Here is an 18,427-nt window from a genome sequence, read left to right as displayed (position 1 = left end):
CCCTCGTGGCGATTAGATACATATTCCCAACACTATATTTGCCATATGTGAGCAGAGGACTGACCTTATGCTTGCCAGCCATCATCGCTTTGATATCATTCGTCAGCCTTTTTACGCATTACAACAGAGTCAATTCATGGTTATAAAAGCGCAGAGCCCAGCTGGGTTTGCCGAGGAATACATCATCGAGTCCATCTGGAACAATCGCTTTCCTCCCGGATCTATTCTGCCCGCCGAGCGTGAATTATCCGAGTTGATCGGGGTGACGCGGACTACCTTGCGCGAAGTGCTGCAGCGACTGGCCCGTGATGGCTGGTTGACCATACAGCATGGCAAGCCGACCAAGGTGAACAATTTCTGGGAAACGTCCGGCCTCAATATTCTGGAGACGTTGGCTCGTCTGGATCAGGACAAGGTACCTGATCTGATAGCTCAGCTGCTTTCCGCCCGTACCCACATCTGCACCATCTTTATCCGCGGGGCGATCCGTCACAATCCGGAACAGGCCGCCGAGATCCTGCGTGGCGCCGATGGGGTCGAGAACAACGCCCAGGCTTATGCCGAGTTCGATTATCGCCTGCACCACCAGCTGGCGTTTGCTTCCGGCAATCCGATCTATGCTTTGATCCTGAACGGTTTCAAAGGGTTGTACAGCCGGGTCGGCAGCTACTACTTCTCCGACAAGCAGGCCCGCGAGACCGCAGACGCCTACTACAAGACCCTGCTCAATCTGGCGGAGACCAAGAACCACGAAGCTGTGTTCATGACAGTGCGTCAGTACGGTATCGAGTCCGGCAAGCTGTGGACACGCCTGCGTCAGGACATGCCAAGCGATCTGTGCGACAACTGATCCCTTGCCTGTGCTGTCCAGGAAACGCGCCATCCGGCGCGTTTTTTTATTCTGCCGTGTTTGTGTCTATCCTAGATTGGTGATGGTAATTGCTTGAACTGCATGGATATTTGGCCAAAAAGCTTGATCCAGCGCAAATGAACCCTGCATTTATCACTTTGGTGGCATAGGACCCAACCGCTGATTGAGGTCAAATGGAGGCATCAAGAGCGGAGCCAATATCCGCCAGAAGGAACACACCTTTCACCGGATGAAGGACACAACAATGAGTCTTCTTGAACACACCATCTGGACAGTACTGGGATACGGGGCCATGCCCTTTATCTTTCTGAGCGGATTCGTGGCGGTGGCAGTGACCTGTTGCATGCTGCTGAATGCGTTCGGGGTACAGTCCGCCGAGAAGTGAGTCGCTTCTCCATGCCGCCAAATGCCAGTCTTCGGACTGGCATTTGTTTTTTGTGTCTTTTAAAGCACTTATCCCGGCAGGGAAGGGGAAATCTTTGGTCAGGATGGTCGAACCTGCCGCCGATTTTGATTACACTGGCGCCCGTATTTCCCACTCACCCTTCTCTTATCAGGTGTTCAAGGTTTTCTATGGCTCTCAAGGCAACCGTATTCAAGGCCCAGATCAGTTTGTCTGATATGGATCGCAATCTGTATCAGGACTTCTCCCTCACGCTGGCGCGCCACCCCTCCGAAACCGATGAGCGGATGATGATCCGGCTGGCGGCTTTTGCCTGGCATGCCGCTGAACGACTGGAGTTCACCAAGGGATTGAGCGCCGATGATGAACCCGAGCTCTGGTGCAAGAACTACTCGGACGAAATAGAGCTCTGGATCGAGCTGGGCCAACCCGATGAAAAACGGCTGAAAAAAGCCTGTAACCGTGCCCGTCAGGTGGTGCTCTACCTCTACGGCGGTCGTGGCACCAGCGTCTGGTGGAAGCAGAACCAGGGCAAGCTGAGCCAGCATGACAACCTCAGCATCATCGAACTCTCCGACAGCCAGACCCTGCCGCTGACCGCCATGGTCGAACGTACCATGCAGCTCACCTGCACTATCTCTGATGGTCAGCTCTGGGTCAGTAACGGCGCACTGGAAGTGACGCTGGATCCGGTGGTGCTGATGGGCAAACCGGCCCGCGAACTGTAACGGACGCCGCCCATGTTCAGCGCCTTGCTCAATATCGTCATTCCGGTGTTCGGTGTGGTCGGGCTCGGCGCCCTCTATGGGCGATTGCGACCGGGGGCCGCGCTCGGTTACGTCAATCGGGCCAATATCGAGCTGTTTACCCCGGCGCTGGTCTTCTCCGCGCTGGTCAAGTACCCGCTGGCGCTGGCGGAGCATCTGCCGCTGATTGCGGCGGGGGCGCTGGTTATCCTGTTACCCGGTCTGCTGCTCGCACTGATCAAACTCAAAGGGATTGAGCGGGCAGCGCTGATCTTGCCCGCCATGTTCCGAAATACCGGCAATCTCGGTATCCCCTTGATGGTGCTGGCGTTTGGCGAGCAGCAACTGGGGGCCATCGTGATCCTCTTTGTGCTCTCCAATCTGCTGCACTTTTCGGTCGGCATGTTTATCCTCTCGGCAAATACCTCCCGCTGGCTGTGGCTGCGCAGCCCTGTGTTGTGGGCCGCGCTGGCCGGTTTGCTGGTGGCCAACCTGCACATTACGCTGCCGGAATATGTGGTGACCACGGCCTCGCTGCTCGGTCAGATCTCGGTGCCCCTGATGCTCTTTGCGCTGGGTATTCGCCTGATGGAGGGAGAACTCGATCACCTTGGCCTCGCGCTCAAGTGCAACCTGCTCTATCTGCTGGCGGGGGGATTGTCGCTGCTGCTGGCGATCTGGCTGTTGCCGCTCAAGACGGAGTGGATCCCGCTGTTGATGTTGTCGGTTTCCTTGCCCCCTGCGGTGTTGAATTACATGCTCTGCGAGCAGTATCACTGCCAGCCGGACAAGGTGGCCAGTATCGTGCTCGGCGGCAATGCCCTCTCTGTGCTGGTGATCCCGCTGGCGGTCTGGCTGGCACTTCATCTGCCCGGCTAAGCCAGATTGCATTGGTGCGACGGTGCGACTCACTGGCCAATTGCTTGATCGAACCGAGTCACAGTCGTTCGCATCTCATCCTTGCAGGGGAAAGTTAGCCTATCAGGATCAGCAAGCTTTTCCATGTCATCTCTGTCCATCATTGCCTCCGTGATACATCTGTCGTCCCCGTATCCGGCCCTGAGCCCCAGGGCCTAACGGCGACAGCTATAGTTGAAAAAGAGCTGACTGACACTGTTTAACCAATGCCAGTGAGGGAAACCGGATGGGCACAAGTGAGCAATCTGATCCTGTGGGGCAGGCAAAATCGCGCTATGACCCGGCATTGCCTACCGGTTATGACTGGCGCAGACACCGCCGTTTTATCCTTAGTGGCGGTGGTTACAAGGCGGAATGTCGCCGTCGCAACTGGTTTCTGGAGTTGCTCAATCCGGTGCCCTATGTGGTGGTGCGAGACATAGCCATCGGCGGCATCGGCATTCTTGGGGCCATACGGTTGAAAGAGGGGGATGAGCTGGTGATTACCATTCCCTCTGGCGAGAAGCTGCGCGGTCTGGTCGTGAGATCCCAGCCAGACCCACTTTTTCCCAAACTCTATCGCACCGGTATTCGTCTGCATCGTTATCCGACGGCCGAGCTGTTTGCCCGCTGGCAAAGTTACATTCAGCCGCAAGATAAAGCGGATTTCGACCATGAGTGCCAAGTCTTGAAACAGGTACGTGGTGCGTGAACCAGATGCCATTTCAGAGGTTGTTTTCCCCACATTCAGCATGATCTGTCGATGGACTTTGCGGATCAGCAGGCTTGTCTGGCCCAAGTGATTTATCTTGCTGCATGTGTTTTCATCTTTATGTTTTTATTGAATTTTATCTGTGCCACTGAAGTCACGGAGGATACGGATCATTTTCCCTTTTCGTGATCCCCCCCGAAGTAGTTCCCCCTAATATCCCTTAGTATCTGGCCAGCATGACTCCCTTTAGGGGGAGGATAACAAGAACAAAAAGGAATGATGGATGAGATCCGTGAGCAACCAGTGTCTGTTGATGCAGATCCAGCCGACCATCTTGCGCTTTGCCAAGATGCTGGCGAGTGTGCTGCAGCTTGAGGTCGAAATTGTGGATGCCGATATGGTCCGGGTGGCTGGTACCGGGCCCTATGGCAAGTTCTTCGGACGTCAGCTGGAGGGGGATTCCCGCCTGCTGCGCTATGTGATTGATAATCAGCGGGAGAAGATCGTTACCCACACAAGCGATGATCCCGTGTGTGACGGTTGTACCTGCAAGGAGAGCTGCCGTGAGCGCGCCTTCCTCGGGGTGCCCATCATGGTGGACGAGCGCTGCATCGGGGTGATCAGTCTGGTGGCCTTCAGCGACGAGCAGCAGGCGCGCCTCAACAACAATCTTCAGGATGTGTGCGACTATGTGCGCCACATCTCCACCATCTTTGTGGCCAAGTTGCTCGATTCACGCGGGCTGTCGGACGGGGTCAACAAGGTGTTCCTCAATCTGATGACCAACATGGATCAGGGTTGCCTGCTGCTCGATGACAAGAGTCAACTTCTCTACGCCAACGAGGCGGCGCTCCATCATCTGGGTTGCCAGCAGGAACAGCTGCAGGGGCGCGAAGTGGGGATCCGCCCGCTCACCTTTTCCCAACAGGGACTGAGTGGTCATCTTCAGCACATCATCACCTTTGAAGGTCGTCAGGAGCTGATCATCGGCCAGCTACATCATGTGCAGGGGCAGCAGCTCTTTCTGATGGCGTTTCACCAGTCCCACTCCGGTCAGGTTCAGGAGCCGGATCCGGATGTGCGGATCGATCAGCTGATCGGCGAGAGCAAGCCGATGCGCACCCTCAAGCGACTGCTGCACCGCATCGCCCAGAGTCCCTCCAGCGTGCTGATTTGTGGCGAGAGCGGCACCGGTAAAGAGGTGGTGGCACGCGCTGTCCATCGCCTGAGTCCCCGTCAGGACAAGCCCTTTATCGCCATCAACTGTGCCGCCATTCCCGAACAACTGCTGGAGAGCGAGCTGTTTGGCTATGTGAAGGGCTCCTTTACCGGTGCTTCCAGCGGTGGCAAGCAGGGCCTGATTCAGGCAGCCCATCAGGGCACCCTGTTCCTTGACGAGATTGGCGACATGCCGCTCACCATGCAGGCCAAGCTGCTGCGGGTGCTGGAGCTGCGGGAGGTGACCCCCATCGGGGCCAGCCGACCGGTGCCGGTGGATATTCGCATCATCGCCGCTACTCACCAGCATCTCGATAAATACATCGTCGAAGGGAAGTTTCGCGAGGATCTCTACTACCGCATCAACGTCATCCCCCTCAACCTGCCGCCACTGCGGGAGCGGGAAGGGGACGTGGAGCTGCTGACCCACTACTTCCTCAACCTGCACACCAGCCGCATTGGCATCGTCTATCCCGGTTTGGCTCCCGAGGTGATGGCGCTGCTCAAGGGGTATCGCTGGCCGGGCAACGTCCGCGAGCTCAGCAACCTCATCGAATATCTGGTCAACGTCAGCCAGGCGGGCGAAGTGATTGACGCCAGCCTGCTGCCCCCCAATATCATCCGCAATCAGGAGCCCCATCACGTGGCGGCCCAGTCGATCCCGGTGACCAACCTGGATGCGGCGTTCAATGTGCCTGCCACAGCTCCGCTCGCCGCCACGCCGGAGAAGCTGCCTGAACCCGTTCCGGGTGAGAGCGGCCTTGAGAGCATGGAAAAACAGATGATAGAAGAGACCCTGCAGCGGCTCGGCAACAAAAAACTGGCCGCACAGGCGCTGGGGATCGGGATTGCCACCCTCTATCGCAAGATAAAGAAGTACGATATTGCCGTGCAGGCCTGATGGTCTGGCGGTGTCTATTCAGCCCGTGTCATGCAAATGGTGATGCGGGCTTTTTGTTGGCGCAGCAAAAAAAGTGCGAGAAGGCAGGGGAAAGAATGCAAAAAGCCCGCTCGATGAGCGGGCTTTTTATAATCTGGTGCGTCCTAGTGGATTCGAACCACCGACCCCCACCATGTCAAGGTGATGCTCTAACCAGCTGAGCTAAGGACGCAGGGTGCGCAATGCGGCTTTTATTTCTTTATGCAGAAGTGGTGGGTTTAATTGGATTCGAACCAACGACCCCTACCATGTCAAGGTAGTGCTCTAACCAACTGAGCTATAAACCCACATCTGGAATATCTGCAAAGTTTTGAAACTGAATGGTGCGTCCTAGTGGATTCGAACCACCGACCCCCACCATGTCAAGGTGATGCTCTAACCAGCTGAGCTAAGGACGCATAATCAGTATTCTGCAATGGTGCGTCCTAGTGGATTCGAACCACCGACCCCCACCATGTCAAGGTGGTGCTCTAACCAGCTGAGCTAAGGACGCATCACAGAAAAAGTGGTGGGTTTAATTGGATTCGAACCAACGACCCCTACCATGTCAAGGTAGTGCTCTAACCAACTGAGCTATAAACCCACTTTCTCTTACTTCACTACGCCAGCGCTGCTGACGTGGTCGGCATACTACCCATGCCCCCCAAGGCTGTCAACAGGCCATATGCACAAAGGAGACTGTTTGCCCAGTTCTTGCGCAGCCTGTTGATTTTGCAGGCGAGTTGTCGCTTGCCAAGCCCTGTTACTGGGCTCGCGACAGGGTAGTGCAGGCCTCCGGAGTGGCAAAACGGCCATAGATGTAGCGCAATCTCGCCCCCAGCATCAGGGCCGCACTGGTGAGGCCGACGATAAAGCCGATCCAGAAGCCCTGCGGCCCCATCCGCGGCACCAGCCAGTCGGTCAGACCCAGGATCATGCCGGTTGGCAGCCCCAGTCCCCAGTAGGCGACGATGGTGACGTAGAAGATCGCCTGGGTATCCTTGTAACCGCGCAGTGCGGCGGCCGCGACCACCTGCACCGAGTCGGAGATTTGATAGATGGCGGCGAAGAACAGCAAGATGGCCGCCAGGACGATCACCTGCTGATCATCGGTATAGATGGAGGCGATCTGCTCGCGCAGCAGCACCGTCATGGCGGCAGTGGCAGCGGCGATGGCCATCCCCAGCATCAAACCGGTGCGAGCCGCTACCCGAGCATGATGGGGCTGCCCTTCACCGATGCTGTGGCCGACCCGGATGGTGACACCCACCCCGATGGAGAGGGGCAGCATAAAGACCAGGCTGGAGAAGTTGAGGGCAATCTGGTGACTCGCCACCGTCTCGGCACCGAAGGGGGCCAGCATCAGTGCCACCACGGTAAACAGGGTCACCTCGCAGAAGATCGCCATGGCGATGGGGAACCCCAACCGGAACAGGCGCCAGATCCGGCTGCCGTTGGGGCGAGCCAGCTGGGAGAAGAGCCGGATCTCGGTGAAGTGACGGGAGAGCTTCACATAGAGGATCATCGCCAGCAGCATGGCCCACAGCACGATGGCCGTGGCCACGCCACAACCCACCCCGCCCAGTTTCGGCATGCCGAAGTGGCCGTGAATGAAGATGTAGTTGGCGGGAATATTGACCGCCAGCCCGACAAAGCCGATCACCATGGTAGGCATTGTGTGGGAGAGCCCTTCACTGAAGTTGCGCAGCACCTGAAACAGCACGAAAGCGGGCAGGCCCCACAGAATTGCGTGCAGATAACCAGTGGTCTTGGCCGCCATCACCGGCTCCACATCCATGAACTGCAACGCCAGCGGGCTGTAATAAAGCGCAATCATCGCCAGCGGGGTGACGATCAGTGCCAGCCAGAAGCCCTGATGAACGGCCGGACGGATTGCCTCCCGTTTACGGGCGCCATTGAGCTGGGAGACGATGGGGGTGAGCGCCATGATGATCCCCTGCACCAGCAGGATCACCGGTAGCCAGAAGCTGGACGCCACCGACACGGCAGCCAGATCGACCGCACTCACCTGACCCGCCATCACGGTATCGACGAAGTTCATGGCGACCTGGGCCACCTGGGCGACCAGAATGGGGCTGGCTAGACGGACGAGCTGCTTCGCCTCGGACCAATAACGTTGCACTGACACCTCCGAGTGGATCAGATAAGAGTAAAAAAGAGCGGAAATCGGGAAGAGCCTTTGCACTTTCGGACGAAAGTGCAAAGGGTGGGGGAGGCATTCTAGCCTGAAATTCAGCCAGGACGAAATAGTTGCCACCCCAAGGGGCAGGATCAGGCGTCTTCGTGATCGCTGATCAGCAGGTTGGCAGCGGCATAGGCAGCCTGCTCGCGCAGCTCGGCGGGTACCCGCTCATCGACGGCGACCGCGTTGAGGGCGCGGATGGTGGCGGCGATGGCGTTTGGCACATAGCCCTGCTCACCGGACCCAATCTGGTTATAGGCGATACGGATCGCTTCACAGCACTCATAAACCATCATGATTTGCTTCCTTGAAAGTAAAAAGGCGAGCAAATATAGCGGTTTTGCTCCCATTTTGTCAGTCTCGCGGTTGTAATTTGCGGCAAGCCCGTTAGTTTGGTTACCCCCTTTTCCTGTTTCGGCCTCTTTGATGCTGTTCTCTTCGCGCAACTCACTGGCGATCTTTCTGACGCTGTTTGCTCTTCTCGCCCTGACGCTTAAGGATGGCGCGGACAAATATCTGGTACTCCATGGCTACTCCGTGATGGAGATGGTCTGGTTTCGCTTCTTTGTTCCTTTCCTCGGTCTGCTGCTGTTGTTGCCAAGGCGCACCATGTCGGCGCTGCTGGCGGTGGATCGCTGGCTATTGTTGCGCTCGCTGCTGTTTCTGGTCTGTGCGCTGGTCTCGGTGATTGCGCTGGCCCATGTACCGCTCAACGTCTACACCATCATTTGCCAGCTTGGTTCGCTGGCCTTCGTGGTGGCGGGCGTGATCTTTTTCAGGGAGCGTCTGACCCGGGCCAAGGTGGCGGCCGTGCTGCTGGGGTTGTTTGGCGTGCTGGTGATGACCCATCCTGACGGGGGCGACGCGAACCTCTACTATCTGCTGCCACTGGTCATTGTACTGGCCAACACCGGCTACAACCTCATCACCAAGCTGGTGGATCCACGTCTGACCACCCTCGATATCCTGATCGTCACCTGCTTTATGCTGGGGATGGTGGCAATGGTCGCACTCTGCTGGCAGCCTGCACTGTGGCGCTTCCCTGGGCTTGCTGACTTGCCCTATCTGCTGGCGCTACCAGTGGTGACCCTGCTCTCCCAATATTGCCTTATCAAGGCGATGCAGTATGCGCAGGCCTCTACTCTGGCGCCCTTCTTCTATTTCCAGATCTTTTTTTCTACCCTCTGCGGCTATCTGATGTTTGGTGAAATGCCAACCCTCAGTAGTATGGCGGGGTGTCTGCTCATCGTGCTGGCTGGCATAGTGGTCATTCATTCCCAGCGCCGGGCTCGTGTGCTGGCGCGGTCTGAGGCGGCGGAGCAGGTGTGACAGTTTGTACGAAACGAATTGTGTAAAAACGGATTATGTACAAGAAGCGGCCACAGGCCGCGATAAAAAACAGAGCGTGTTACCAGAAACAAAGAGGTGATGATGTTTACCGGAATTGTGCAAGGTGTGGCCGAGCTGGTCGCCATCGAAGAGAGTGCTTCATTTCGTACCTACGTGATCCGCATGCCCAGCCGGGAGTGGGGAGAGGGATTGGCTCTTGGTGCCTCGGTGGCTCACAACGGCTGCTGCCTGACCGTCACCCGGGTCGAGGGGGAGCTGGTCAGCTTCGATCTGATGCAGGAAACCCTGCGCCTGACCAATCTCGGCAAGCTGCAGGTGGGGGACAAGGTCAATGTGGAGCGGGCTGCCCGCTTTGGCGACGAGATCGGCGGTCACGCCATGTCTGGCCACATCATCGGTATGGCAGAGGTCACCTCGGTGATCGACACACCCAACAACCGTCAGGTGTGGTATCGCCTCGCCCCCGAGCTGATGAAATATGTGTTGACCAAGGGGTACATCGGCATCGACGGCATCAGTCTGACCATAGGTGAGGTGCGCGAGCGGGAGTTCTGCGTCCACCTGATCCCCGAGACCCTGGCCCGCACCAACCTGGGTTGGGTCAAGGCGGGCTGGCAGACCAATATCGAGATCGATCCCCAGACTCAGGCCATCGTCGATACGGTGGAGCGGGTGCTGGCGGCGCGCGGGGGTAACTGAAAGGAAACGGCTCGGTTTCAATCGCCTCATAAGCAAGGGCCTGCAGTGTGCAGGCCCTTGTTTTTTACATGGTGAAAATATCCACTCAACTTTCTATGACTCGCAGTCACAACATCTGCTCAGCTCTTTGCGACTTGCAGGCAAAACAGCTGCTCGGCCTTTTGTGACTCGCAATCAAAACAGTTGCTCGTCGTCGGCATCCACAAAGAGTTGCAGGCAGTCGCGGGCTTCGTCGCGGTGGAGCCGCAGGTGGATCGGATTGCAACAGGCCATGCAATCTTCGTAAAACTCCTGATCACCCTGGCTGGCATCCAGCTCGACCCGGGTATGGTGGCCACAGTGGGGGCAGACGATGCGCTTGCTGGTGTACTCGATCATGATAACCTCCTCGGGCCCTGGGGCCGCCTATCAACCCTGATTCTAGTCGGGCTGCAGGGGGTTAACCGCGAGCAAACGCACGTTTATGACAGAGATCAAGCCTGAGGGATGGCAAGGTGCAACCGGTTGGAGTGGTCGTGTGCGAGAGGAACAATCTGGTTGTGAATGACGGGTGAAAAGAGGGGAATTGCCAACGGTTGTTTGGCAATCACAGGGGGCTGGATGCCCCCTGCGGATATGAGAACGCGAGCGCAGCAAGGCGCCGACAGGCGCTACTTGACCCAGCTGGCCAGCATCTCGCTATTCAGCTCGGCCAGCGAGCTCAGCTGGTAGTTGGCGATGGCCAAGCGTGGGTCACCCACTAAAGCGGGATCCGGCACGATCAGCGCAGTCATGGAGGCCGCCTTGGCCGCCAGCAGGCCGGTAAAGCTGTCTTCGATGGCCAGACAATGGACGGGCTCTACCCCCAGCTTTTCGGCGGCGTGGATATAGACATCCGGGTGCGGTTTGCCGAAACGCTCCACCTCGGCCGAGTGAACCGCCATAAAGCGATCGCGAATGCCGAGTTTGCCGAGCACCGCTTCTACCATCGCAAAGGGGGAGGAGGTGGCCAGACCCACTTTCAGGCCGCGGGCCTCGATAAGGTCGAGCGCTTCCAGCACACCGGCCTTGGCCTGACCTTCGGAGAGGATCAGGGCGTTGACCTGATCCAGAATGCGCTGCACAACCTCTTCCTGAGTCGGGCCGCTCCATGGGCGCAGGCGATACCAGTGGGCAACCAGCTGATCGATGCGCACGCCGATGGTCGATTCACAATCCTCGACGGTGTGGGGGTGACCCAGTTCGGAGAAAACGGCGATCTGGGCCCGTTGCCAAAAGGGTTCCGAGTCGATCAGAACACCATCCATATCGAAGATCACGGCAGCTAACATCTTGTACTCCTGACAAATTTGAAGAGGGGATTATAAGCCTGACGGGGAAATGCAAAAGGGGCATTGCCATGCCCCTTGCGCCCGATCACATAGGCAAACGTTTGTTTTGCTGTGGCAAAAAAAGCCCTTAGAACAGCACCTCGACCTTGGCGGCCACGGCTTTGGCTTTCTCTACCGCATCCTGGCAATCCTCTGCGCGGGCCAGCGCCACGCCAAGACGGCGGCGACCGGCGATCTCCGGCTTGCCAAATAGCCGCAGCTGGGCGCCCGGCACCAGCGCCAATGCCTCACCAATCCCCTGATAGCGGATATTCTGGCTGTGCCCTTCGTGCAGTACCACGGCAGAGGCGCTCGGCCCGTACTGGGTGATGGTGCCGACCGGCAGCCCCAGAATGGCGCGCACGTGCAGGGCGAACTCGGAGAGATCTTGCGAGATCAGGGTCACCATGCCGGTATCGTGGGGACGCGGCGATACCTCGCTGAACCACACCTCATCGCCCCTGATAAAGAGCTCGACTCCGAACAGGCCGTAACCGCCCAGCGCCTCGACCACCTTGGCCGCTACCTCTTTGGATCGGGCCAGCGCCAGCTCGCTCATCACCTGCGGCTGCCAGGATTCGCGGTAGTCGCCATCTTCCTGACGGTGGCCGATCGGCTCGCAGAAGTGAATGCCATCGACGGCGCGTACCGTGAGCAGGGTGATCTCGTACTCGAAGGGGACGAAGCCCTCGACGATCACCTTGCCACGACCGGCGCGGCCGCCTTCCTGGGCGTAGGTCCAGCTCTCATCGAGCTTGGCGAGATCGCGCAGTACACTCTGCCCCTTGCCGGACGAACTCATCACAGGTTTCACCACGCAGGGCAGGCCGATAGCCTCGACGGCGGCGACAAACTCCTCTTTGCTTTGGGCAAAACGGTAGGGTGAGGTGGGCAGACCCAGGGTCTCGGCGGCGAGGCGGCGGATCCCTTCCCGGTTCATGGTGAGCTGGGTAGCGCGGGCGTTGGGCACTACCTTGACCCCTTCTTGCTCAAGGGCAGCCAGGGTATCGGTGGCAATCGCTTCAATCTCGGGGATGATGAGGTCGGGTTTAACCTCGGCAACCAGGGCACGCAGGGCGTTGCCATCGAGCATGTCCAGCACGTGGGCTGCGTGGGCCACCTGCATGGCGGGGGCATTGGGGTAGCGGTCGGCGGCGATCACTTCGATCCCAAACCGTTGCAACTCGATGGCGACCTCCTTGCCAAGTTCGCCGGAGCCCAGCAGCAGGGCACGGGTGGCGCCGGGGCGGGTTGCGGTTCCAAACATACGATCTCTCCTGATGTCGATGGTCATTGTTGATGATCGCTATTACACAAATAGCGGACAAAAAAAGAGGCACGCATGGCGTACCTCAGGAAACGGGTTTGTGAGCGCGCTGCTCCAGATGGGTCAGCAAGGTAATGGCGCCAATGATGATGGCGGCGCCAAGCCACAGACGGCCTGGGGGCGCCCAGCCAAATACCAGCCAGCCCGCCAGCACGTTCATCGGCAGCTTGGCAAAATCGAAAGGCTGTACGAAGGAGGCCTCCGCCACGCTGTAGGCGCGAGCGATGGACATCTGGGCCAGTGCCGTCAACACGCCGGAGGCGGCTACCAGCAGCCATTGGCTCTCGCTCGGCCACTGCCACTCCGGCAGGGCCAGCATGACGTTGAACGGGGTACTGAAGATAAGCAGATACACCACTATGGTGTGGGATGATTCGTTGGCTGCCTGATAGCGCACCATCAGGGAGTAGCCGGCCCAGAACAGCGCCGCCGCCACCGGCAGTAGGGAGGCCCAGTTGAATTCGTCAGTCCAGGGGGCGAGGATCAGCATGGCGCCGGCAAAGCCCGCCAGGGTGGCCAGAATGCGGGTGCGGCTCACCTGCTCCTTGAGCAGCAGGGCGGAGCCCAGGGTGGCAAACAGCGGTGAGGTCATTAGCAGAGCGATCCCCTGCCAGATGGGGACGGGGTACGCCAGTGCCCAGAGCCAGAGCTGGATGCCGATCACCGCCAGCAATACCCGCAACAGGTGCAACCGGAACTGATTGGTCATCAGGGATTGGCGCAGGCCATGGCGAACCAGCCAGGGCAGCAGGCAGATCAGGGCGATCAGGTATTGATGAAAAGCGACTTGGGTCGATGGGAGGCCAAGCTTGAAGCTGACATACTGGCTCAGGCTGTTGACGGCGGCGAAGCAGAGTCCTGCCACCATCATCCAGACTGCACCGGCCAGAGGAGAGTGCCTGCGCGAGGGTATCATGGGATCCGGGTCGCTGGAAAAAAGTGCGGCGGATCATAACGGCAATCGTTTGTTCTGCCAAGGGTTGAAGCGCGGCCGCAGGGTTGGCTGGCGAGGAAGTGGCCTTGCATCAAAAAATTTGAACAAGTTGAGCATCTATTTTCGCTATCAGCAAATAAGCACAATGTTTAGAGTGACCTCCATCGACAGCAACGCTGTTCAACCGACAACCAAATGGAGTTTCACCATGGCCAATATCCTCGTACTCAAATCCAGCATCCTGGGTCAATATTCCCAATCCAACGCCCTGATCGATGGCTTCCTGGCTGACCATCAGGATGATGCCGTCACCGTGCGTGATCTGGCAGCACTCAACCTGCCGGTGCTGGATGGCGAGCTGGCCTCCGGCCTGCGCGGTGGTGATAACCTCAATGAACGTCAACTGGCGGTGATCGCCCAGTCCGACGAGCTGATCGCCGAACTCAAAGCAAGCGATCTGGTGGTGATTGCGGCCCCCATGTACAACTTCAACATCCCGACCCAGCTGAAAAACTGGATCGATCTGGTGGCTCGTGCTGGCGTCACCTTCCGCTACACCGAGACCGGTCCGGTCGGTATGGTTGAAAATACCCGTGCGCTGGTGATCAGCCCCCGTGGCGGCATGCACGTTGGCAGTGCCACCGATCTGGTCACTCCCTACATGCGTACCGTGCTCGGTTTCATCGGTATCAAAGAGGTGGATTTCATCTACGCCGAGGGGATGGGTATGGGTCCGGATGCCCAGAGCAAGGGGATGGAAGCGGCCAAAGCGCAGCTTGAGGCTCTGGCTATCTAAGGGCTCTCTCTATAAGGGCTATCTATCCCGTCAGGGGTTATCTCTTCAAGGGGTTGCCCCGCCAGATACAAGAACGCAGCCATCAGGCTGCGTTTGTTTTTTGGCTTGGTGTGATTGCGACAGACGTTATTGCGACAAGACCGTAATGCTACAGAGAGTATCGCGGCAAGCGGTCGGTATAGACGCTCTGGCGGAGTCACTACTCCATCATAAAGCTGCGACAACCACGCACCAGCAGCAATGCCACCGCGACCAGCAGGCCAAGCAAGAGGGTGGTCAGCCACTGTTCGGTACTTTGCGGCAAGTGGGGCGTGAAGAGGCTGATCATCAACAGGGTACAGAGCGTGATCAACAGGCTCTGTCGGGTCATCAATATCATGGGGTCATCCTTGGTTTGCTCACCTGAAACGATTTTAATGCCCTCTTGTGACAGGGTGATGTATCCGTGCATCACCCTGTTGGGGCTCTTCAGACCATATCAGGTTTTTACCGCAGAGCCAGCGCCATCACTGGCGCTGTGATCCCGATCCCGCTAGCTCTCTTTATCTGAACTGTTTCTGCGCTGGCTGGTAGTGAAAATCGCCGCTGGCGAGCCGCGCTTCCAGTGCCGCCTGATCGATCTCCTGCGCTTTGCAGAGATCATCCAGATCGTCATAGCGATCACGCAGCTGCATATTGACGACGCTCAGCAGCATGTTGATGTCCATGGTGGCGAACTTTTTCAAATCCATGATTATTTCTCCCGATCCAGTGATTGCAACTGCTCGATGGCGGCGCTGACGCTGTGCAGATGCTGGCGGATCGCCTCGCGGGATTCGCTTGGCAGATAGTCGGTCAGGGTATGTTGCCAGCTGCCCGCTTCGCTCTTGAGTTGCAGGAAGAGGGCGAGCCCGGCATTGGTGAGGGAGACCAGGCTGATGCGTTTATCCTGCTCGCTGCTCTCGGTAAAGATGATCCCTTTTTCGACCAGACGGCGGATCTCGCGGGAGATGCGCACCTTGTCCATGCCGCTCGCCTCGACCAGCTCTTTCTGGCTGATGGGGTAATTGGGGCCGAGCACCATCATCAGGCGCCATTGCGGCACGGTCAGCTGGTAGCGCTGTTCATAAAACTGTTCGAAGGTATCCCGTAGCATCTCGGCGGCATGTACCAACTGATAGGGCGGGTAGTGAGCGAGTAACGCTATGATTTTTGACATATTACACCCTGCTGTGACGGCTGCATCAGATGCAGTTTCTTTTGATACTTTGACATTGATGATACGAAACTCAAGCTGATTTGTCTGACCCAGTTGCGATGAAATGTGCGGTGGCGCACGCCCTCAAGGAAAAACCGGGTCTGACCGACGGGATTTTAAGCCAACGCTGTTCAGCCTTTACGCAACCAGATGAGGGCGTTCTGCTTGAGCCAGGCCTCGCGAGTGTGGATGGCGTAGAGTGCGGCCTCGTCGCGGCTGCCTGCTTGCCAGCTTTGCGGCTCCTGTTTGGGCAGCTTGCGCTGACCCAGCAGGCAGGCCGGAATGTGCGGGTTGGCCTCGATGGCGACCAGCAGATGGGGTTTGGCTGCCTCGGCACCCTCGGTAGCAAAGACCATCAGCGCCTTGTTATAGAGCAACCAGCTGGAGGCTTCATCGAAGCGCACCAGCAGGGCGGCCAGCGCCTGCCAATCCCCTTGCAGTGCATAGAGGGTGGAGAGGTTGTAGCGGCAACCCAGCTCATCGGCTACGCAGACTGTCAGCAGCGCCAGATACTCCGCTTTGGCCTCGCCCAGCTTGCCAAGGCGCAGCAGGCTGTCGGCGCGGCCGGCTCTGGCGGCCAGCAGAGGACGCAGCTCGGGGGCACTCCAGCCGTGGCCAGCGATTTGCTGCCAGAAGGCTTCATCAAAGAGCGGAGTGGCATCGGCGATGATCTTCTCGAACCAGCCTAGGCGGGCCTGATGATCGCGGCAGCAGTCGGCCAGCTCGAACCAGGTCTGCCACTGTTGAGCCTGCTCGCCATTGAGGGCCACATCAGCGCTGGGGGCGGCCTGATACTGGTCGAGGTTGAGCAACTGGTTGAGGGCGGTTTTCATATTCTGGCGCTGGCGCTTGCAGAACTCGACAAAGGGGAGTTCGCTGGCGGCTGCGCTATAGAGCATCTGGGCCATCTGCTTGTCGCGAAACAGGCTCAGCTCGGCGGCCAGACTGAAGCGGTACTGGGTGGTCGGGTCGTTCAAATCCTTCGGCTTGGGCCAGGTGGCAAAACCCATGCTGAAGCCATAACACCATTGACCGAGGGGGTGGCTCTGTTCGAACACCTGCTCGGGGTTATCGCTGGGCAGGCGGCACTGGCTGGGCAGGGCCAGCTGGGCGTCGTCGGCTTGGGATTCCAGCTCGGCGATCAGGTGATTGAGGGCTTCTGCGCTTTTTTCATCCAACTCGGCATCCTGTTCCAGCAGACCAGCCAGCGGGTGTTGCCAGTCAGGGCTTTCCGGCCCCACCAGACGAGCACAGAGAAAACCGTGCAGGGCCGGGTAGGTCATGTCCTGATCGCTGTGGCTCTGGATCCATTGATTAAGATGGCGGGTACGAGTGGATGGGTTCATCGACAGTTCCTCTGGATTTGAACAGCCGCGAAGTCTACCTAAAAGTGGGGTTATTTGCAGCAAATGGCCGCCTGTTTGGCGATTTAATCACCATTGGCGGATAAGATAGGGGCGAAAGGGCGGCCAGTGGTGGCTTGGGGACTAGGCCGGATCACCGCTCTTGAGGTAACATGCGCGCCCATAGGGGCCATGATCAATTGGCCCATCCGGGTAATGAGAAAAGAGAGCACCATGATACAGATTGGCAAGATGAACACCCTCACCATTGTTGAACTCGAAGACCGTGGCGCCTGGCTTGCGGCCGATGAGTACGGTGAACTGCTGCTGCCCAAGCGTCAACTGCCGGAAGGGGTGAAAGAGGGGGATAGCGTGCAGGTCTTCCTCTATCTGGATGCCGATTGCGAACCGGTGATCACCACCGACAAGCCATTTGCCATGGTGGACGAATTTGCCGGTCTGAAAGTGGTCAATGCCAACAAGATTGGTGCCTTCCTCGACTGGGGCATGAAAAAGGATCTGTTTGTGCCCAGCCGTGAGCAGAACAAGCCGATGCAGGTGGGCCACGTTTATCTGGTGCGTCTGCAACTGGATAACGAAGGGCGCATGGTCGGCACCAGCCGCATCGAGCGTTTCCTGACCCCGGCCGGCAGCAACTTCAAGGTCGGTGACGAAGTGACCGCGCTGCCGGGGGAGCACTCGCCCCTTGGCATCAAGGTGATCGTCAACGGTCAGTATCCCGGCATGCTGTTCAAGAACGAAGTGTTTGGCCGAGTGATGACCGGTCGGCCGCAAACCGCTTGGGTCAAGCAGGTGCGCGAGGATGGCAAGCTCGATCTGACCCTGCAAAAGCCGGGTCTGGCGCGGGTTGATGACGCCGGTGAACGCATTCTGAGCCGGATGAAAAAGCAGGGCGGCAGTCTGGCGGTGGGTGACAAGAGCGAACCCGAGCTCATCTACAAGCTGTTCAGCATGAGTAAGGGCACCTTCAAGAAGGCGATCGGCGGCCTCTACAAGCAGGGCAAGATTGTCATCGAAGATAACGCCATCACTCTGGTGGCCACAGAGACCGACTCGGCAGTGGATAGCGAATAAGATGCCGAGCCCCTGTGTTGGCCTCTGCAAGGCGAAAGATGGGCTTTGCCTTGGTTGTGGCCGCACCCTGAGCGAGATCGGCCACTGGTCGGCGATGGATAGCAAGGCCCAGCTGGCGGTGATGGCCGAGCTGAATGGCTCGAAAAGCACCCACTGTTGTCCGGGTTGTGGCGAACCGGCCTATTGCGCCGTCTCTGCCGGTCAGACCATCGCCCAGTGCTGGTGCAGCCAGTTGCCGGTACTACCGATGCAGGAGGCCAGCGCTTGCTGGTGCCGCCGCTGTCTGGCCAAGGCCATCGCGGCGCAGGATTAGCAGAGAACAGCAATA

The 18,427-nt window shown here is 58.2% G+C and carries 21 protein-coding genes and 5 tRNA genes; 11 read left to right on the top strand and 15 right to left on the bottom strand.

Annotation, left to right across the window (positions count from 1 at the left end; genetic code table 11):
- Positions 1-136: 136 nt before the first annotated feature.
- The 6 genes from fadR (at position 137) to AB5Y73_RS11000 (ending at position 5,748) form a co-directional block, all read left to right on the top strand.
- Positions 137-850, top strand: a complete 714-nt coding sequence (gene fadR / locus AB5Y73_RS11025) for a fatty acid metabolism transcriptional regulator FadR (RefSeq protein ID WP_026034983.1) — start codon at positions 137-139, stop codon at positions 848-850.
- Between the two features lie 265 nt (positions 851-1,115).
- Positions 1,116-1,256, top strand: coding sequence for a TIGR02808 family protein (locus tag AB5Y73_RS11020; RefSeq protein ID WP_005345965.1), 141 nt, complete (start codon positions 1,116-1,118; stop codon positions 1,254-1,256).
- 188 nt (positions 1,257-1,444) lie between these two features.
- Positions 1,445-2,002: a YaeQ family protein gene (locus tag AB5Y73_RS11015; RefSeq protein ID WP_005336887.1), complete on the top strand. Its 558-nt coding sequence runs from the start codon at positions 1,445-1,447 to the stop codon at positions 2,000-2,002.
- 12 nt (positions 2,003-2,014) lie between these two features.
- Positions 2,015-2,899 (top strand): AEC family transporter, encoded by an 885-nt coding sequence (locus AB5Y73_RS11010; RefSeq protein ID WP_107683067.1) that lies wholly within the window; start codon positions 2,015-2,017, stop codon positions 2,897-2,899.
- Positions 2,900-3,164: 265 nt separating this feature from the next.
- The gene (locus AB5Y73_RS11005) at positions 3,165-3,629 is read left to right on the top strand and encodes a hypothetical protein (protein ID WP_058056875.1); all 465 of its coding nucleotides are present in this window, start codon (positions 3,165-3,167) and stop codon (positions 3,627-3,629) included.
- Positions 3,630-3,912: 283 nt separating this feature from the next.
- Positions 3,913-5,748, top strand: a complete 1,836-nt coding sequence (locus AB5Y73_RS11000; protein ID WP_279499638.1) for a sigma 54-interacting transcriptional regulator — start codon at positions 3,913-3,915, stop codon at positions 5,746-5,748.
- Between the two features lie 134 nt (positions 5,749-5,882).
- Here the strand turns inward: AB5Y73_RS11000 and AB5Y73_RS10995 are convergent.
- The 7 genes from AB5Y73_RS10995 to AB5Y73_RS10965 all read right to left on the bottom strand — a co-directional run bounded on the left by AB5Y73_RS10995 (position 5,883) and on the right by AB5Y73_RS10965 (position 8,265).
- A tRNA-Val gene (locus AB5Y73_RS10995) sits at positions 5,883-5,959 on the bottom strand.
- A 38-nt stretch (positions 5,960-5,997) separates the two neighbouring features.
- A tRNA-Val gene (locus tag AB5Y73_RS10990) sits at positions 5,998-6,074 on the bottom strand.
- Between the two features lie 34 nt (positions 6,075-6,108).
- A tRNA-Val gene (locus AB5Y73_RS10985) sits at positions 6,109-6,185 on the bottom strand.
- An 18-nt stretch (positions 6,186-6,203) separates the two neighbouring features.
- A tRNA-Val gene (locus tag AB5Y73_RS10980) sits at positions 6,204-6,280 on the bottom strand.
- Positions 6,281-6,293: 13 nt separating this feature from the next.
- A tRNA-Val gene (locus AB5Y73_RS10975) sits at positions 6,294-6,370 on the bottom strand.
- 159 nt (positions 6,371-6,529) lie between these two features.
- Positions 6,530-7,909 carry an MATE family efflux transporter gene (locus tag AB5Y73_RS10970; protein ID WP_047440645.1) on the bottom strand — a complete coding sequence of 460 codons (1,380 nt, stop codon included), beginning with the start codon at positions 7,907-7,909 and terminating at the stop codon, positions 6,530-6,532.
- Between the two features lie 149 nt (positions 7,910-8,058).
- Entirely contained in the window at positions 8,059-8,265 is a 207-nt protein-coding gene (locus tag AB5Y73_RS10965; protein WP_107683065.1) for a YaeP family protein, read from the bottom strand.
- Between the two features lie 130 nt (positions 8,266-8,395).
- On the opposite strand from AB5Y73_RS10965, the gene AB5Y73_RS10960 reads away from it, so the two are divergent.
- On the top strand, positions 8,396-9,298 hold the full coding sequence (locus tag AB5Y73_RS10960; protein ID WP_107683064.1) for a DMT family transporter: 903 nt from the start codon (positions 8,396-8,398) through the stop codon (positions 9,296-9,298).
- Positions 9,299-9,400: 102 nt separating this feature from the next.
- Positions 9,401-10,018 carry a riboflavin synthase subunit alpha gene (locus AB5Y73_RS10955; RefSeq protein ID WP_107683063.1) on the top strand — a complete coding sequence of 206 codons (618 nt, stop codon included), beginning with the start codon at positions 9,401-9,403 and terminating at the stop codon, positions 10,016-10,018.
- A gap of 174 nt (positions 10,019-10,192) precedes the next feature.
- Here AB5Y73_RS10955 and AB5Y73_RS10950 read toward each other — a convergent pair whose 3' ends face one another.
- From AB5Y73_RS10950 to AB5Y73_RS10935, 4 genes are all read right to left on the bottom strand, one after another.
- Complete coding sequence (locus tag AB5Y73_RS10950) at positions 10,193-10,396, bottom strand: CPXCG motif-containing cysteine-rich protein (RefSeq protein ID WP_005336871.1); 204 nt, start codon at positions 10,394-10,396, stop codon at positions 10,193-10,195.
- Positions 10,397-10,668: 272 nt separating this feature from the next.
- Positions 10,669-11,328 carry a hexitol phosphatase HxpB gene (hxpB, locus tag AB5Y73_RS10945; protein WP_107683061.1) on the bottom strand — a complete coding sequence of 220 codons (660 nt, stop codon included), beginning with the start codon at positions 11,326-11,328 and terminating at the stop codon, positions 10,669-10,671.
- Positions 11,329-11,455: 127 nt separating this feature from the next.
- Positions 11,456-12,634: a formate-dependent phosphoribosylglycinamide formyltransferase gene (purT, locus tag AB5Y73_RS10940; protein WP_107683060.1), complete on the bottom strand. Its 1,179-nt coding sequence runs from the start codon at positions 12,632-12,634 to the stop codon at positions 11,456-11,458.
- Between the two features lie 85 nt (positions 12,635-12,719).
- A complete protein-coding gene (locus tag AB5Y73_RS10935) occupies positions 12,720-13,610 on the bottom strand; it encodes a DMT family transporter (RefSeq protein ID WP_069528158.1) in 891 nt (296 codons plus the stop codon).
- 226 nt (positions 13,611-13,836) lie between these two features.
- On the opposite strand from AB5Y73_RS10935, the gene AB5Y73_RS10930 reads away from it, so the two are divergent.
- Positions 13,837-14,424 carry an FMN-dependent NADH-azoreductase gene (locus AB5Y73_RS10930; protein ID WP_005352326.1) on the top strand — a complete coding sequence of 196 codons (588 nt, stop codon included), beginning with the start codon at positions 13,837-13,839 and terminating at the stop codon, positions 14,422-14,424.
- Between the two features lie 199 nt (positions 14,425-14,623).
- On the opposite strand, the gene AB5Y73_RS10925 is transcribed toward AB5Y73_RS10930, so the two are convergent.
- The 4 genes from AB5Y73_RS10925 to AB5Y73_RS10910 all read right to left on the bottom strand — a co-directional run bounded on the left by AB5Y73_RS10925 (position 14,624) and on the right by AB5Y73_RS10910 (position 17,007).
- Complete coding sequence (locus AB5Y73_RS10925; RefSeq protein ID WP_107683059.1) at positions 14,624-14,803, bottom strand: hypothetical protein; 180 nt, start codon at positions 14,801-14,803, stop codon at positions 14,624-14,626.
- A 163-nt stretch (positions 14,804-14,966) separates the two neighbouring features.
- A complete protein-coding gene (locus AB5Y73_RS10920) occupies positions 14,967-15,155 on the bottom strand; it encodes a DUF4250 domain-containing protein (protein ID WP_019445848.1) in 189 nt (62 codons plus the stop codon).
- A 2-nt stretch (positions 15,156-15,157) separates the two neighbouring features.
- Positions 15,158-15,622 (bottom strand): MarR family winged helix-turn-helix transcriptional regulator, encoded by a 465-nt coding sequence (locus AB5Y73_RS10915; RefSeq protein ID WP_005336856.1) that lies wholly within the window; start codon positions 15,620-15,622, stop codon positions 15,158-15,160.
- A gap of 170 nt (positions 15,623-15,792) precedes the next feature.
- The gene (locus AB5Y73_RS10910) at positions 15,793-17,007 is read right to left on the bottom strand and encodes a UPF0149 family protein (protein ID WP_107683057.1); all 1,215 of its coding nucleotides are present in this window, start codon (positions 17,005-17,007) and stop codon (positions 15,793-15,795) included.
- Between the two features lie 231 nt (positions 17,008-17,238).
- Here AB5Y73_RS10910 and AB5Y73_RS10905 point away from each other — a divergent pair, with 231 nt between their 5' ends.
- Both AB5Y73_RS10905 and AB5Y73_RS10900 read left to right on the top strand, forming a co-directional pair.
- Complete coding sequence (locus AB5Y73_RS10905; protein ID WP_234799731.1) at positions 17,239-18,099, top strand: S1 RNA-binding domain-containing protein; 861 nt, start codon at positions 17,239-17,241, stop codon at positions 18,097-18,099.
- A gap of 1 nt (position 18,100) precedes the next feature.
- Positions 18,101-18,412: a DUF1289 domain-containing protein gene (locus AB5Y73_RS10900; protein WP_107683055.1), complete on the top strand. Its 312-nt coding sequence runs from the start codon at positions 18,101-18,103 to the stop codon at positions 18,410-18,412.
- Positions 18,413-18,427: the final 15 nt, after the last annotated feature.

Origin of the sequence: Aeromonas sp. s7(2024), assembly GCF_040907825.1 — a bacterium.
In the GTDB taxonomy this organism is placed as follows: Bacteria; Pseudomonadota; Gammaproteobacteria; order Enterobacterales; family Aeromonadaceae; genus Aeromonas; species Aeromonas veronii.
This window is presented reverse-complemented; position numbering and strand designations above follow the sequence as displayed.

Bases quoted from the DNA above. Each gene is read 5' to 3' on its own strand.
- hxpB (WP_107683061.1), bottom strand. From the start codon at position 11,328: ATGTTAGCTGCCGTGATCTTCGATATGGATGGTGTTCTGATCGACTCG.
- AB5Y73_RS10950 (WP_005336871.1), bottom strand. From the start codon at position 10,396: ATGATCGAGTACACCAGCAAGCGCATCGTCTGCCCCCACTGTGGCCAC.
- AB5Y73_RS10900 (WP_107683055.1), top strand. From the start codon at position 18,101: ATGCCGAGCCCCTGTGTTGGCCTCTGCAAGGCGAAAGATGGGCTTTGC.
- AB5Y73_RS10960 (WP_107683064.1), top strand. From the start codon at position 8,396: ATGCTGTTCTCTTCGCGCAACTCACTGGCGATCTTTCTGACGCTGTTT.
- AB5Y73_RS10910 (WP_107683057.1), bottom strand. From the start codon at position 17,007: ATGAACCCATCCACTCGTACCCGCCATCTTAATCAATGGATCCAGAGC.
- AB5Y73_RS10920 (WP_019445848.1), bottom strand. From the start codon at position 15,155: ATGGATTTGAAAAAGTTCGCCACCATGGACATCAACATGCTGCTGAGC.
- AB5Y73_RS10905 (WP_234799731.1), top strand. From the start codon at position 17,239: ATGATACAGATTGGCAAGATGAACACCCTCACCATTGTTGAACTCGAA.
- AB5Y73_RS11005 (WP_058056875.1), top strand. From the start codon at position 3,165: ATGGGCACAAGTGAGCAATCTGATCCTGTGGGGCAGGCAAAATCGCGC.
- AB5Y73_RS11015 (WP_005336887.1), top strand. From the start codon at position 1,445: ATGGCTCTCAAGGCAACCGTATTCAAGGCCCAGATCAGTTTGTCTGAT.
- AB5Y73_RS10935 (WP_069528158.1), bottom strand. From the start codon at position 13,610: ATGATACCCTCGCGCAGGCACTCTCCTCTGGCCGGTGCAGTCTGGATG.
- purT (WP_107683060.1), bottom strand. From the start codon at position 12,634: ATGTTTGGAACCGCAACCCGCCCCGGCGCCACCCGTGCCCTGCTGCTG.
- AB5Y73_RS10915 (WP_005336856.1), bottom strand. From the start codon at position 15,622: ATGTCAAAAATCATAGCGTTACTCGCTCACTACCCGCCCTATCAGTTG.
- AB5Y73_RS10965 (WP_107683065.1), bottom strand. From the start codon at position 8,265: ATGATGGTTTATGAGTGCTGTGAAGCGATCCGTATCGCCTATAACCAG.
- AB5Y73_RS10930 (WP_005352326.1), top strand. From the start codon at position 13,837: ATGGCCAATATCCTCGTACTCAAATCCAGCATCCTGGGTCAATATTCC.
- AB5Y73_RS11010 (WP_107683067.1), top strand. From the start codon at position 2,015: ATGTTCAGCGCCTTGCTCAATATCGTCATTCCGGTGTTCGGTGTGGTC.
- AB5Y73_RS10925 (WP_107683059.1), bottom strand. From the start codon at position 14,803: ATGATATTGATGACCCGACAGAGCCTGTTGATCACGCTCTGTACCCTG.
- AB5Y73_RS11000 (WP_279499638.1), top strand. From the start codon at position 3,913: ATGAGATCCGTGAGCAACCAGTGTCTGTTGATGCAGATCCAGCCGACC.
- AB5Y73_RS10955 (WP_107683063.1), top strand. From the start codon at position 9,401: ATGTTTACCGGAATTGTGCAAGGTGTGGCCGAGCTGGTCGCCATCGAA.
- fadR (WP_026034983.1), top strand. From the start codon at position 137: ATGGTTATAAAAGCGCAGAGCCCAGCTGGGTTTGCCGAGGAATACATC.
- AB5Y73_RS11020 (WP_005345965.1), top strand. From the start codon at position 1,116: ATGAGTCTTCTTGAACACACCATCTGGACAGTACTGGGATACGGGGCC.